Raw genomic sequence first — 12,658 nt, 5'->3', positions numbered from 1 at the left:
GGGGGGCCGTAGCCGGTATCGGCCAACCGGTTACACGTACTGAGCGTGGATCGGCCGATCGGCCGAGGAAAGCCGCCGGCCGACAGCGGTGCGCGACCAGCGGCCCCCACCGGCTCTCCGGTGGTGCGAAGGCTGGTCCTTGTGAGGGAACCGCCGGAAGTCGCCCGTGTGATCGGGGTCCGGCGAAGTGATCTTGGAACTTGCCGTGCACGCTCGCCGTGAGTAGAGAATCCGTGCTTGCCCGGTTACGCCGTGTCGCCTTCCGGCCGGCCCGTTTCGGGTGCCGTCCATCCAAGCACGCGTGTCGTCCGCCTGATCACGCGTGTCGTCCGATCGATCACGTGACATCGCCGGTATCGAACCTCGTGAGCCGCCGTGACGGCCTCAGAGCTTGCGCAGCCGGACCCGGTTGATCGCGTGGTCGGCGTCCTTGCGGAGCACGAGCGTCGCCCGCGGCCGCGTCGGTTTGATGTTCTCCATCAGGTTCGGCTCGTTGATCGTGCGCCACAGGTGGCGTGCCTCGGCGCGGGCCTCGTCGTCCGGGAGGCCGGCGAAGTGGTGGAAGTGCGACGCCGGGTCCGCGAAAGCGGTGTGCCGCAGCTTGAGGAAACGCTCGATGTACCAGCGTTCGATGTCGGTCGTCGGCGCGTCCACGTAGATCGAGAAGTCGAACAGATCGGAGACGGTGAGCCGTGGGCCGGGCTGAAGGACGTTCAGCCCTTCGAGGATCAGGATGTCGGGCCGCTGAACGACCTGTTCCTCGTCGGGAAGGATGTCGTAGGCGAGGTGCGAGTACACCGGAGCGCTGACCCGTTCCGCGCCGGACTTCACCTCGGTGACGAACCGCAGGAGTGCCCGCCGGTCGTAGCTTTCCGGGAAACCCTTGCGGTGCATGATCCCGCGCCGCACCAGTTCCGCACGCGGGTGGAGGAACCCGTCGGTGGTGACCAGGTCGACCCTGGGGTGATCCGGCCAGCGGGCGAGCAGGGTGCGCAGGATGCGCGCGGTGGTCGACTTGCCGACGGCGACGCTGCCGGCGATCCCGATGATGTACGGCACCTTGGTGCCCCGACTGTCTTCACCGAGAAAGGTGGTGGTGGCCTCGTACAACCGTTGCCGGGCGGCGACCTGGAGATTGATCAGCCGGGAGAGCGGCAGGTAGACCTCGGCGACCTCGGCCAGGTCGACCTGCTCGCCGAGACCGCGCAGCCGCAGCAGTTCCGCGGCGGTCAGCGGCAGGGGAGTCGACCTTCGCAACTCGCGCCACTGCTCACGGTGCAGCTCGACGTAGGGACTGAGCTCACGGACCCGCGGCATCGCACACTCCTCGCCCGTCGCCTGCGCTGGCGCCGTACAAAACCGTGTTGACGAGTTCTCGGCGGGTGAACGTGCCTCGAACCGGATGAAGCCGCTTTAACGGTAGGGCTTACGGCTCGTGAACGCGCTGCGATGTGATGTACCCCGCTTCGGGGCGTTACCGTCCGTTACGGGTACGGCCCGGCGTGAAGACCTCGTTCCACGCCGCGGCGACCTGGCGTGCGCAGGACGCGGGTGCGACCCCGCCGAAGCCGGTACCGAGTCCGGGCATCGCGATCGTGTGCACGAGATCACGGATCCGGCCCTGGTCGAGCCTGCCGTCGCGCCATTGCCGGAACACCGCCCGGGCGGCCAGGTACGGATGCACGGTGTCACGCGGGAGGTGTTCGCCGGGTTCCCGCATCGTCGGCGCGCTGATCAGCCAGGCTGGCTCCGCCTCGCCGGTGGGCACGACCACCGCTTCGCCGATCGGGAGCTCCCCGCCGTGATAGGCGAGCACCGCGCTGCGCACGTTCTGCTCGACCTCGGGATAGGCGCGGGCGTACACGGCGTCGATGCCGCCGCGCATCCAGCCGTAGGAGTTCGCGGGGCTGACGACGGCCTGCGCGACGACGTCGAGCACCGATCCGCGGTGCACGAAGACCCGGCCGTCGACAGTGTCCGCGACGGTCGTCCAGGCTTGTGCCAGCAGGTCATCGACGGCGCACAACACCAGCTCCGGAGCGGGGCGGTCCGACAGGGGAGGAAAGGAGGAGCCGGCGTCCTCGTGGCCGGTGCGCGTGCCCGGTTCGGCGGTCACGCCCTAAGCATGACAAAAAAAGCCACCCGGCGTAACCGGTGCGCGTACCGGCTGTCCGAGTGAAAGTCGCCACCCGCGCCGTGCGTAATCTGGCGGGGTGTCACGGATCGCCTACTTCGGCCCTCAGGGAACCTTCACCGAACAGGCCGCGCGCCGGCTCGCCCCCGGGGAGGAGCTGATCCCGGCGGAGACCATCCCGGCGGCGCTGGCCGCGGTGCGCTCGGGTGCGGCCGACGCCGCGTGTGTCCCGATCGAGAACTCCGTGGAGGGCGCGGTCACCGCGACCCTCGACAGCCTGAGCGAGGCCGAGCCGCTCGTCGCGGTGGCGGAGGTGCTGCTGCCGGTCCACTTCAGCGTGCTGACCCGGCCGGGCACCACCGAGATCCGCACCGTCGCCAGCCATCCGCACGCGCTCGCCCAGGTCCGCCACTGGGTCGAGGCGAATCTGCCGGGGGCGCGTCCGGTCGCGACGTCGTCCACGGCGGCGGCCGCGGTCGCGGTGGACGCGGGCGAGTTCGACGCCGCGGTGACCGCGCCGGTCGCCGCCGAGCACTACCCCCTGGAGGTGCGGGCCACCGAGGTCGCCGACGTCCGCGACGCCAAGACCCGGTTCCTGCTGGTCCGCGCGCCCGGTGAGCTGCCGGGGCCGACGGGGGCGGATCGCACGTCGATCGTCGCCGCCGCGACGAACCGGACCGGCGCCCTGGCCGAACTGCTCACCGAACTGGCGGTCCGCGGGATCAACCTGACCAAGCTGGACGCCCGCCCGACCAGGAACAACTTCGGTGAGTACCGCTTCTTCATCGACTTCGAGGGGCATGTGGCCGAGCCCCGGATCGGCGACGCGCTGGCCGCGTTGCGCCGCCGGTGCCGGAACGTGCGGTTCCTCGGCTCCCACCCGCGCGCGGACAACGGCACGACCGAGATCGAGCCGGGTGCCGCCAACGAGGATTTCACCGACGCGATCGGCTGGGTCGAGTCGGTACGGAAGGGAGCACAGGCGTGAAACTTCTCCTCGTCCGCCACGGCCAGACCGAAGGCAACGTGCGTGGCGCGCTCGATACCGCGCTGCCGGGGCCGCCGCTCACCGAGCTGGGCCGCGAGCAGGCTCAAGGCCTTGTGACGCGGCTGGACGGCGAGCCGATCGTCGCGGTCTACGCGTCGCAGGCGGTTCGCGCCCAGGAGACCGCCGCGCCGCTGGCGGCCGAACGGGGCTTGGACGTCCAGGTCCTCGACGGCGTGCACGAGGTCGCGGCAGGCGACCTCGAAGGCAAGACGGACAAGGATTCGGTCACCACCTACATGAGCGTCGTGCGCCGGTGGACGCTCGGCGAGCTCGACCCACCGATCCCCGGCGGCGAGACCGGCGCGCAGGTCCGCGCCCGCATGCTCGACGCGGTCGCCCGCCTCCGCGCCAAGCACGAGCAGGCCGACCCCGACGGCACGGTGGTGCTGGTGAGCCACGGCGGTGCGATCCGCCTCGGCGGCGAATGGCTCGCCGGGAACGTGACCGCCGAGGTCGCCAACCAGGGGCTCATTCCGAACACCGGGATCGTCGAACTCGTCGCGACCTCCGCCGGCTGGACCTGTCTCACCTGGGCGGACGCCTCCGTCGAACCCTGACGCCGGAGCTCCACGCGGGCTGAAGGACGCTTTCTCACGTGGGGAAGCGTCCTTCACCGCGTCTCGTGCGGCGATGGCTCCTATCAGCTCGTTTGCCTCCACCTCTACCGGGGAATACACCCACAAGATCGATTAACACCTTGTGGGGAATTAACCGATGGAGCGCAACCCCCACGGCGGACAACACGTCTACTGAACGGTGGGTCACCCGGCATTGTCCGGTCACAGGGAGGCGAATGACCATGATTCGTTCGAAACTGATCTCCATCGGCGGTCTCGTCGCGGGTACCGCCGGGCTTCTGCTGCTCAGTGCCTGCGGTACGGAAACCGCGCCCGTCGCGCAGAACACGTCCGCGTCGCCGTCGAGTTCGGCGCCGGACACCTCCGCGGCGCCCAGCGCGAGCTCTTCGAGCCCGGCGCCCGCCCAGCCGCCCGCACAGGAACCGAAGAACGACGGGCTGTGCAAGGCCGGCGACGTGAAACTGTCCATCAAGGACGGTGACGCCGCCGCGGGCACGGTGTACCGCAAGCTCGTCATCACCAACTCGAGCGGGCATCCGTGCACCATCCAGGGTTTCCCCGGCATCTCCTACGTGACCGGCGCGGACGGTCACCAGGTCGGTGAGGCCGCGTATCGCGACGGCACCAAGGGCGGCCCCGTCCAGCTCGCCAACGGCGAGAGCGCGATCGCCGACGTCGGTTTCGTGAACGTCCGCAACTACGACGAGGCGGTCTGCAAGCCCACCGAGACCCGAGGGCTGCGGGTGTACCTGCCGCAGGAGACGGCCTCGAACTTCGTTCCGGTGCAGGGACTCGGCTGCGCGGGCAAGATCCCGGGCAATCAGCTGACCGTCCAGACCGTCCACAAGGGTTAGAGCTGGGTGCAGAGCTGTTCTGCCTGCGCCAGGTGCCGCTGGCCCGAGAGCTGGTTGAAATGCAGGCTGAACACCATCCGGCTGACACCGTCGATGTGTTCGGCCAGCGGCCGGTAGGTGTCGTTGGCGGCGGCCGCCGCGGCGGAGAGTTCGCGTGCGGCCGTCATCCGATGCAGGATTTCGGGGGCGAGGACGGCCACGGTCCGCTCGCCGGGTGCCGAATCGGTGGTGTCCGGGATCGTGCCGACCCTGGCCAGCGCCGAACAAGCGTCTTGCGCGTCTTCGAGGGCCCCCGCGTCGACGCCCGAAAGCGCCCACAGCATGCCGATCACGCCACCGCCGATCACGAACCCGGCGACGGCGGTGAGTACTTGCGGACGTCTCGAAGGTTCTGTCGTCCCCACGCCGCCCTCCGGCACCAGTGTCTGCTGCATCGCGGACCTCCCCGTCACCCGTGGCGGTGATGGGCTATTTCAGCACCAAAGACCTTTGTTTTCACCGGTCTTGGTGGAGAACCCGCTCCTCCGTGGCCGATTCGTCATCGAAGGCTCCTCGCCGTAACGAGACGAACGCGAAACCGGCTACTCCGAACAGCAGAAGCCCGGACGTGAGGAAGGTCCGGGCCGGGGAACCGAGGGCGTGGGTGAGGACGCCGCCGAGCAGGGCGCCGATCGGGATCGCTCCCCAGACGACGGTGCGCCACACGCCGAGGACCCGGCCGAGCAGGTCGCCGGGGACGAGCGTGTGCCGCGCCGTCCCGAGCACGATGTTCACCGCGACCACGGCGGCCGCGAACAGGCCGAACAGTGCCGCTCCCACCACCGGCGAAGTCGTCAGGCCCATGCCGGTGAACGCCGCGCCGCAGCAGGCCGTGCCCCCGACGAGTACCGCGCGACGGCTGGTCGCCTTCACCAGTCGTGGGGCGGCGGCCGCGCCGAGCAGACCGCCGATGCCGCCGACGAACGCGAAGAGCCCGAAGGCCGCTTCGCTGAGACGCAGATACTCGATCGCGTAGAGCACCAGCTGAGCCTGCGCGAGTTCGCTGACCAGGCTGATCAGCCCGGCGACGACGACCAAGCGCAGCACCAGCCGGCTGTGCTTCAGCCAGCGGAAACCCTCCGCCAGTTCGGTGCGGAGGTTGGCGGGCGCCTTGCCGGTGGCTCGCGGCCGATAGCTTCCGGCGAGGCCGATCAACACGGCGGCCGCGATCGCGAAGCCCACCGAGTTGAGCAGGAACGGGAACGTCGCGAAGAGCGCGAAGGTGGCGCTGCCGACCGGCCCGCCCAGGAAGGTCTGCCCCACGATTTCGCAGGCCTGGAGCTTGCTGTTCGCGCTGTCGAGCGAGCCTTCGCCGACGACCGCCGGGATGAGCACGTTCGCGGCACTGTCGGCGACCACCTCCGCGAAGCCGATGAGCAGGGCGGCGGCGTAGACCAGCCAGATCGTCACCCCGCCCGCCGCGACCAGGGCGGCCGTCCCGCCGACGACGACCGCGCGGACGCCGTTCGCGAGGATCATCGCCCGCCGCCGGTCGACGCGGTCCAGCAGCGCGCCCGCCGGGAGCGCGAACAGCAGCCACGGCAGGAACTGGGTCGCCGAAAGACCGGCGATGAGCAGCGGATCGCGGGTCAGGGTGACCGCGAGCAGCGGAAACGCGACCTTGCCGATCCCGTCGCCGAGGTTCGACGCCGCGCTGGAGGCGAGCAACCAGCGCAACCGCCGGTCACCCCTCCCTCGTGCCGCCGATCCGGCCATGTCCGCCTCCCCGGGCGTTCGCCGGCGCCGGCCGACGACGTGTCGAAAAAGTTTAGCGGGGCTGTCGCCCAAAGTGGCCGGGTTGTTACACCCAGTTAAGAATCCGGAGAACCCTTGGTGCTCCACGCACAAAAATCACCGACCATGCCACCTCCGGCGCGGAATCCGTCGCGGGGGAGCGAGGGACCTTTGCTATCGCCTGTCCGGCGGGTCAGCCCCACCCGAGCTCGTGCAGACGCGCGTCGTCGATGCCGAAATGGTGGCCGACCTCGTGGATGACCGTGATCAGCACCTCCTCGACGACGTCCTCCTCGGTGTCGCACATCTCCAGCAGCGGGCGCCGGTAGATCGAGATCCGGTCCGGCAGCACCCCGCCGTACTCGTGGGTCCGCTCGGTCAGCGCGACCCCGTGGTACAGGCCGAGGATCGTGGGCGACTCCTCGTTGAACTCCTCAACGAGTACCACGACGTTGTCCATGGCGTCCGCGAATTCGGGCGGCAGCTCGTCCAGCGCCTCCGAAACCAGCTCCTCGAACCGCTGCTGCGTCATCTCGACGGGCACGCGATCACCCTCCGGTCTTCGGCGGGGAGGAGGACGAGGGCGGCGGGGCCTCGCCGGTGCCGACCTTGACGCTCCCGGTGACCGGCGCCAGCCCCTTGTTCTCCGGCAGGACCGCCGCGACCTTGCAGTTCACCAGCGTCGACCCGGCGTCCCAGCTCTCCTGCTCGCGCACGTCCCAGCTGGTGATGAGCTTCTTCGCCGCCAGGTCCGCGTTGCCGGTGTACTCCTGTGCGGCCGTCGCGCATTCGGTGTCCAGCCAGGTGTTCTGCTGGTCCTGCGAGGGGTAGCCGTCCTTGAACTTCGTCGCGAGGTCGATCGTCGCGATCATCTCGTACGAATGCGGCTGGGCGCAGTCGACGGGGTCGCCGAAGCTGTTGTTGAGCAGCGCGAGGCAGGTGCCCGGCTCCCACACCAAGGACTGGTTCTGCTCCTTCGCCGGCCCCTTGATCGGCTGGAGTTTGCCGCCCTGGCCCGCCCATTGCAGCCCGCACCGCAGCTGCCGGTCGCCGTCCGCCCACTGCACGGGCGTCGGCCGGAGGAGGTTCATGCTCAGCTTGCCGTAGGGATCGAGGTTGCGACCGAGATACGGCTTGACATCGATCATGCAACGCGATCGGGAGATCTCCTGCCACTGCTCCAGGTTCGGGCTCGGCGTCCCCGGCGGGTACTGCGCGCCGATGTCGACGATGCTGGTGACCTCGAACAGATGGGACTCGGCGCACGGCACGCGCCGCGCGTCGGTGGCGTCCGGATTGTTCCAGGTCAGGCAGGTGCCCGGGGGAGATTGGAACGCTTCGACCGCGGCTGGGGACAGTTTGGGGGCGCCGCCGCCCGCACCGCCTTCCGGGCCTACATTCCACGAGAACGCCACACTCAGCGAAAGCGCGATGATCGCGCCCACGAACACACCGGCCATGACGAGCCGGGTGCGCAGGGTGCTCAGCGCGTTTCGCGGATCACGGAACCGCTCGGCCTGTTGAGACATCCACTCCATGATGCCCGCGCCGCACGTAAGGTGCGCGTACCGGGTGGTTAGTGTGGACGCGGGGACTTGGCGGGCCGTCGATTACGGAGCTTCGATGACGCAGGATGACAACCAGGGGGCAAACCCGCCCCAGGAGCCGCCGCGGCGCGGTGCCATGCGCTTTCAGGACGAGACGACGCAGGCGCGGCAGCCGTCGCTCGCCGAACAGCGGGCGCGGCAGCAGGCGCTGGCCGAGCAGGAACGACAAGAGGCGCTCGCCGCCGAAGCGGCTCGCGCCGCCGAGAAGAAGGCTTCGACCAAGAAGAAGATCCTGATCGGAACCGGTGTGACGGTCGGTCTGGTCGGCCTGGTCGCGACGTTCTACACGGTGGCGAAGCCGGAAGAGGTCACGGCCGTCTGCGCCGCCAAGGACACCGAGATCGTTCAGGACGACCGGAACTGCGACGAGAACTACGTGCGGTCGCACGGCGGTTACGTCAGCGGCGGGTTCTTCTTCCTCCCCATCGGCGGTATCGGTGGGCCGATGCAGAGCTACCGCTACAACTACGGCGGGACCGGGCAGATCGGGCAGCGCGTGTCCGGCGGCTCGTACACCGCGCCGTCGAACGCGAACGTCAGCACGAAATCGGGCAAGTCCGTCCAGCGTGGCGGGTTCGGCATCAGTGGCAAGAGCGGCGGCAGCGGCAAGAGCGGGGGCTCGTAGGTGTACCGGGATTCCAAGCCGCCCCGGCGGGACTGGCAGAACATCGTCGAGGAGCAGGGCCTGGTCTTCGGCACGCCCGCCCGCGACGGCTCCGGAAAGTCCCGGCCGTACTGGGACGAGTCGGTCCACTACGTCTTCGACATGGACGAGATCCTGTCCGTCGAGGCGGACGTGGAACTGCTGCACTCGATGTGCCTCGAAGCCGTCGACAACGTGATCACCACCGAGCAGTACCACCGCTTCGGCATCCCCGAGTGGGTCTGGCCGCATATCGCCGAGTCGTGGAAGCGGCAGGATCCGCACGTCTACGGCCGGTTCGACCTGCGGTACGACGGCAAGAGCCCGGCGAAGCTGCTCGAGTACAACGCCGACACCCCGACCTCGCTGCTCGAGGCCGCGGTGCTGCAGTGGCACTGGAAGACCACGGTCTTCCCGGAGGACGACCAGTGGAACTCGATCCACGAGAAGCTGGTCGAGCGCTGGGGCGAACTCGCCGACAAGCTGCCGTCGAACGAACTGCATTTCACCTGGTCGTCGGCCGATCCGTCCGGTGAGGACCACGTGACGACGGCGTATCTGCAGGAGACCGCGGCCGAGGCCGGGCTCGACACCGTCGGCCTGTCGATCGAGGAGATCGGCTGGGATCCGGTGCTCAAACGGTTCGTCGACCTCGAAGAGGCGCAGATGGCGACCGTGGTGAAGCTCTACCCGTGGGAATGGGTGGTCGACGAGGAGTTCGGCCGCTTCGCCGTCGAGACCATGCCGCGCACGCTGTGGGTCGAGCCGCTGTGGAAGATGATCCTCTCCAACAAGACGCTGCTCGCGATCCTGTGGGAGAACTACCCGGGGCATCCGAACCTGCTGCCCGCCTTCGCCGACGACCCCGGTCTGCTGACCGAGTACGTCCGCAAGCCGAAACTCGGCCGCGAGGGCGCGAACGTGCAGATCGTCGCCACCGGGTACGAGACGCAGACCGACGGGGTCTACGGCGCGGAAGGGTTCGTCTACCAGGCGTTCGATCCGCTCCCCGAATTCCAGGGCTATCGGCCCGCGCTCGGCGCGTGGATCGTCGGGGACCAGGCCGCCGGCCTCGGGATCCGTGAGACCGCGGGACTCGTCACCGACGACGGTGCGGCGTTCGTCCCGCACCGCATCGTCGAGTCGTGATAGAAGCAACCGCACAAACCTGACATTCCTGACTTCTGGAGAACCCCTGTGACCACCACCCTTGCGCTGTCCGACACGTTCGGCTCCGACCTCGTGCGAGGGATCGGCGCGATCCTGCTGTACGGCGTCGTCGGCCTGCTGATGATGTTCGCCGGGTTCTGGGCGATCGACTGGACCACCCCGGGCAAGCTTTCCCAGCTGGTCACCCGCGGCCTGCCGAACGCGGTCATCGTCACCGCCTCGGGCCTGCTGTCGATGGCGTTCATCATCGTCGTGGCCATCGCGAACTCCGCCAGCGACCTGACCGAGGGCCTCATCACCTCGCTGGTCTACGGCGTGCTCGGCATCATCGTGCAGGTGCTGGCCGTCCGGCTGCTGGAGTGGGCGACCCGTATCGACATCCGCTCGACCATCGAGAGCGAGAAGTTCGCGCCCGCCAGCGTCGTGGTGGCCTCCGCGCACCTGGCCCTCGGCCTGATCGTGGCCGTCGCCATCTCGTGAGTTCCTGAAAACGGCATCGGCGCACGATTCCCACTAACGTGGGGGTCGTGCGCCTTTTAAGGACACCGGACGACCGGTTCTCGGACCTGCCCGATTTCGACTTCGAACCGCGCTACGCGGAGCTCGTCGACCTTCACGGCGGCATGATCAGAGTGGGGTACGTGGAGGCCGGACCCGAGGACGGGCCGCCCGTCCTCCTGCTGCACGGCGAGCCCACCTGGTCCTACCTCTATCGCAAGGTCATCCCGGTGCTCGCCGACGCCGGGCTGCGCGCCATCGCGCCCGACCTGGTCGGCTTCGGCAGATCCGACAAACCCGGCGACATGGTCGACCACACCTACCAGCGGCACGTCGAGTGGATGCGCGCGTTCGCCTTCGACGTCCTCGACCTGACCGACGTCACCCTGGTCGGCCAGGACTGGGGCGGCCTGATCGGCCTGCGCCTGGTCGCCGAAAACCCCGATCGCTTCGCCAGGGTCGTCGCGGCCAACACCGGCCTCCCCAGCGGCGACACCGACATGCCCGAGCTCTGGCACAGGTTCCGCGACACCGTCGAGAACGCCCAGGTGCTCGACGTCGGGCGCTTTGTCCAGTCGGGCTGTCAGACCAAGCTGTCCGAGGAGGTCCGCGCCGCCTACGACGCGCCCTTCCCGAACGAGATGTACAAGGCCGCGCCGCGCGCGATGCCTTCGCTGGTGCCGATCACCCCGGACGACCCGGCCTCGGCCGCCAACCGGGCGGCGCTGAAGGTGCTTTCGGAACTGGACAAGCCGTTCCTGGTCTCGTTCTCCGACGGCGACCCGATCACCGCGCCGTGGGGTCTCGAACTGCGGGGCTCGATGCGCGGAGCCCGTGAACTCGAACATCCGACGATCACCGGGGCCGGTCACTTCCTGCAGGAGGACGCGGGCGGACGGCTGGGCGAGGTCATCGCCCGTTTCGCCCATTCTTGATCCTCGTGAGTGGCAAGGACGGTTCTAACCGTCCTTGCCACTCACGAGGGTGTCAGGAGATGGCAGCCAACGCGTCCACGATGACGCCCAGGCCCTCGGCGGCCTCTTCGGCGGTGAGCGTCATCGGCGGCGCGATCCGCAGCACGTTGCCGTGCAGCCCGCCCTTGCCGATCAGCAGCCCACGCGCCTTGGTCTCCTCCATCATCCGCGCCGCGGCGCCGGGGTTCGGCGTCATCCCGCCCGGCTCGACCAGCTCGACGCCGATCATCAGGCCCTTGCCGCGCACGTCCCCGATCAGCGGGTTCCCCGTCGCGCGCAGGCCTTCGAGCAGTTCGTTGCCGCGGGCGAGCGCGTTGGCCTGCAGATCGTGGTCGGCGATGTGGTCGAGCACGGCGGCCGCGCCCGCCATCGCGACCGGATTGCCGCCGAAGGTCGAGATCGAGTTCGCGGTGAGGCAGTCGACCAGATCGCCGCGTGCCACGAGACCGCCGATCGCGAGACCGTTGCCGAGACCCTTCGCGAAGGTCATCGCGTCGGGGACGACGTCGTGCGCCTGGATCCCCCAGTAGTGTTCCCCGGTCCGCCCCCAGCCGGTCTGCACCTCGTCGGAGATGAACAGGATCCCGTACTGATCGAGGACCTCCTTCATCGCCTTGAACAGGCCGTCCGGCGGTGAGCTGAAGCCGCCGACGCCCTGGATCGGCTCGGCGATCATGCAGGCGACGTCGCCCGAAGTGCCCGTCTCCAGGACGTCGACCAGGTCCGCGACGCAGGCGTCGATGTACTCCGTGTCCGAAAGCGCCCGGAACGGGCTGCGATACCGGTAGCCGCCGTGCACGTAGCTCACCTTCACCGGGCTGAGCGACGACGCCGACCAGCCGCGGTTGCCGGTGATGCCGACCGTCGCGAACGACCGCCCGTGGTACGAGTTCCGCATCGCCAGCACCTGGTTGCTGCGCCGGTACTGGGTGGCGAGCATGAGCGCGGTGTCGTTGGCCTCGGTCCCGGAGTTGGTGAAGAACACCTTCGCGTCGGGGATGCCGGAGAGCTTCGCGATGCGTTCGGCGAGTTCGACCTGCGACCGGATCAGGTACAGCGTCGACGTGTGCAGGATGCCGGTGTCGAGCTGCTTGCGCACGGCGTCGCTGATCGCCGAGACGTCGTAGCCCATCGAGTTCGTCAGGATGCCCGCGAAGAAGTCCAGGTAGGTGCGCCCGGTCGAGTCGATGACCCGGCGGTCCTGCGCGTGCACGATCTCGATCGGCTCGTCGTAGTAGAGCGCCAGCCACGACGGGAGTACCGCCTTGTGCCGCGCCAGCAGGTCCGCATCGGTCATCGGGTTTCTCCGTCCGCAGCAGGGAGATCTCAGTATGGGGACGGCCCGAAACGGGCGGCAACGATCAGACTGTCGGGTTATC

General features: G+C 68.8%; 14 protein-coding genes. 7 read left to right on the top strand and 7 right to left on the bottom strand.

The genetic code is table 11. The features are described 5' to 3' along the window. Window positions 1–384: 384 nt before the first annotated feature. Window positions 385–1,317 carry a type I pantothenate kinase gene (gene coaA / locus ACZ3HL_RS28270; RefSeq protein ID WP_465414607.1) on the bottom strand — a complete coding sequence of 311 codons (933 nt, stop codon included), beginning with the start codon at window positions 1,315–1,317 and terminating at the stop codon, window positions 385–387. 157 nt (window positions 1,318–1,474) lie between these two features. After that, on the bottom strand, window positions 1,475–2,116 hold the full coding sequence (locus tag ACZ3HL_RS28265) for a macro domain-containing protein (protein WP_465414609.1): 642 nt from the start codon (window positions 2,114–2,116) through the stop codon (window positions 1,475–1,477). Between the two features lie 97 nt (window positions 2,117–2,213). Here ACZ3HL_RS28265 and pheA point away from each other — a divergent pair, with 97 nt between their 5' ends. The 3 genes from pheA to ACZ3HL_RS28250 all read left to right on the top strand — a co-directional run bounded on the left by pheA (window position 2,214) and on the right by ACZ3HL_RS28250 (window position 4,614). Continuing rightward, complete coding sequence (pheA, locus tag ACZ3HL_RS28260; protein WP_465414612.1) at window positions 2,214–3,122, top strand: prephenate dehydratase; 909 nt, start codon at window positions 2,214–2,216, stop codon at window positions 3,120–3,122. Continuing rightward, window positions 3,119–3,739, top strand: a complete 621-nt coding sequence (locus ACZ3HL_RS28255) for a histidine phosphatase family protein (RefSeq protein ID WP_465534676.1) — start codon at window positions 3,119–3,121, stop codon at window positions 3,737–3,739. The genes pheA and ACZ3HL_RS28255 overlap by 4 nt, the downstream gene beginning before the upstream one ends. 236 nt (window positions 3,740–3,975) lie before the next feature. Then, window positions 3,976–4,614, top strand: a complete 639-nt coding sequence (locus ACZ3HL_RS28250) for a DUF4232 domain-containing protein (RefSeq protein ID WP_465534675.1) — start codon at window positions 3,976–3,978, stop codon at window positions 4,612–4,614. Here ACZ3HL_RS28250 and ACZ3HL_RS28245 read toward each other — a convergent pair. The 4 genes from ACZ3HL_RS28245 to ACZ3HL_RS28230 all read right to left on the bottom strand — a co-directional run bounded on the left by ACZ3HL_RS28245 (window position 4,611) and on the right by ACZ3HL_RS28230 (window position 7,916). Next, window positions 4,611–5,048, bottom strand: coding sequence for a hypothetical protein (locus ACZ3HL_RS28245; RefSeq protein WP_465414622.1), 438 nt, complete (start codon window positions 5,046–5,048; stop codon window positions 4,611–4,613). The two genes, ACZ3HL_RS28250 and ACZ3HL_RS28245, sit on opposite strands and share 4 nt — an antisense overlap. A 61-nt stretch (window positions 5,049–5,109) precedes the next feature. Beyond that, window positions 5,110–6,369: an MFS transporter gene (locus tag ACZ3HL_RS28240; RefSeq protein WP_465534674.1), complete on the bottom strand. Its 1,260-nt coding sequence runs from the start codon at window positions 6,367–6,369 to the stop codon at window positions 5,110–5,112. Between the two features lie 211 nt (window positions 6,370–6,580). After that, window positions 6,581–6,931 (bottom strand): metallopeptidase family protein, encoded by a 351-nt coding sequence (locus tag ACZ3HL_RS28235; protein ID WP_034309691.1) that lies wholly within the window; start codon window positions 6,929–6,931, stop codon window positions 6,581–6,583. Window positions 6,932–6,935: 4 nt separating this feature from the next. After that, window positions 6,936–7,916 carry a septum formation family protein gene (locus ACZ3HL_RS28230; protein ID WP_465414627.1) on the bottom strand — a complete coding sequence of 327 codons (981 nt, stop codon included), beginning with the start codon at window positions 7,914–7,916 and terminating at the stop codon, window positions 6,936–6,938. A 94-nt stretch (window positions 7,917–8,010) separates the two neighbouring features. On the opposite strand from ACZ3HL_RS28230, the gene ACZ3HL_RS28225 reads away from it, so the two are divergent. From ACZ3HL_RS28225 to ACZ3HL_RS28210, 4 genes are read left to right on the top strand one after another with little or no spacing between them, the layout of a single operon-like run. Then, the gene (locus ACZ3HL_RS28225) at window positions 8,011–8,619 is read left to right on the top strand and encodes a hypothetical protein (protein ID WP_465414629.1); all 609 of its coding nucleotides are present in this window, start codon (window positions 8,011–8,013) and stop codon (window positions 8,617–8,619) included. Further along, window positions 8,620–9,786 (top strand): glutathionylspermidine synthase family protein, encoded by a 1,167-nt coding sequence (locus ACZ3HL_RS28220; protein ID WP_465414631.1) that lies wholly within the window; start codon window positions 8,620–8,622, stop codon window positions 9,784–9,786. A 48-nt stretch (window positions 9,787–9,834) separates the two neighbouring features. After that, window positions 9,835–10,287: a DUF350 domain-containing protein gene (locus tag ACZ3HL_RS28215; RefSeq protein ID WP_192747454.1), complete on the top strand. Its 453-nt coding sequence runs from the start codon at window positions 9,835–9,837 to the stop codon at window positions 10,285–10,287. 47 nt (window positions 10,288–10,334) lie between these two features. Next, window positions 10,335–11,240, top strand: a complete 906-nt coding sequence (locus ACZ3HL_RS28210; RefSeq protein WP_465534673.1) for a haloalkane dehalogenase — start codon at window positions 10,335–10,337, stop codon at window positions 11,238–11,240. Between the two features lie 52 nt (window positions 11,241–11,292). On the opposite strand, the gene ACZ3HL_RS28205 is transcribed toward ACZ3HL_RS28210, so the two are convergent. Next, window positions 11,293–12,576, bottom strand: a complete 1,284-nt coding sequence (locus ACZ3HL_RS28205) for an aspartate aminotransferase family protein (RefSeq protein WP_465414636.1) — start codon at window positions 12,574–12,576, stop codon at window positions 11,293–11,295. Between the last annotated feature and the right edge of the window lie 82 nt (window positions 12,577–12,658).

The organism is Amycolatopsis sp. NPDC000009 (genome assembly GCF_055563465.1).
Note: the sequence above shows the minus strand (reverse complement) of the source record. Positions and strands in the feature narration are given on the sequence as shown.

What these genes read in the sequence shown, in the direction of transcription:
- ACZ3HL_RS28240 (WP_465534674.1), bottom strand. Translation starts at nt 6,369, where the DNA reads ATGGCCGGATCGGCGGCACGAGGGAGGGGTGACCGGCGGTTGCGCTGG.
- ACZ3HL_RS28225 (WP_465414629.1), top strand. Translation starts at nt 8,011, where the DNA reads ATGACGCAGGATGACAACCAGGGGGCAAACCCGCCCCAGGAGCCGCCG.
- ACZ3HL_RS28230 (WP_465414627.1), bottom strand. Translation starts at nt 7,916, where the DNA reads ATGTCTCAACAGGCCGAGCGGTTCCGTGATCCGCGAAACGCGCTGAGC.
- coaA (WP_465414607.1), bottom strand. Translation starts at nt 1,317, where the DNA reads ATGCCGCGGGTCCGTGAGCTCAGTCCCTACGTCGAGCTGCACCGTGAG.
- ACZ3HL_RS28205 (WP_465414636.1), bottom strand. Translation starts at nt 12,576, where the DNA reads ATGACCGATGCGGACCTGCTGGCGCGGCACAAGGCGGTACTCCCGTCG.
- ACZ3HL_RS28245 (WP_465414622.1), bottom strand. Translation starts at nt 5,048, where the DNA reads ATGCAGCAGACACTGGTGCCGGAGGGCGGCGTGGGGACGACAGAACCT.
- ACZ3HL_RS28250 (WP_465534675.1), top strand. Translation starts at nt 3,976, where the DNA reads ATGACCATGATTCGTTCGAAACTGATCTCCATCGGCGGTCTCGTCGCG.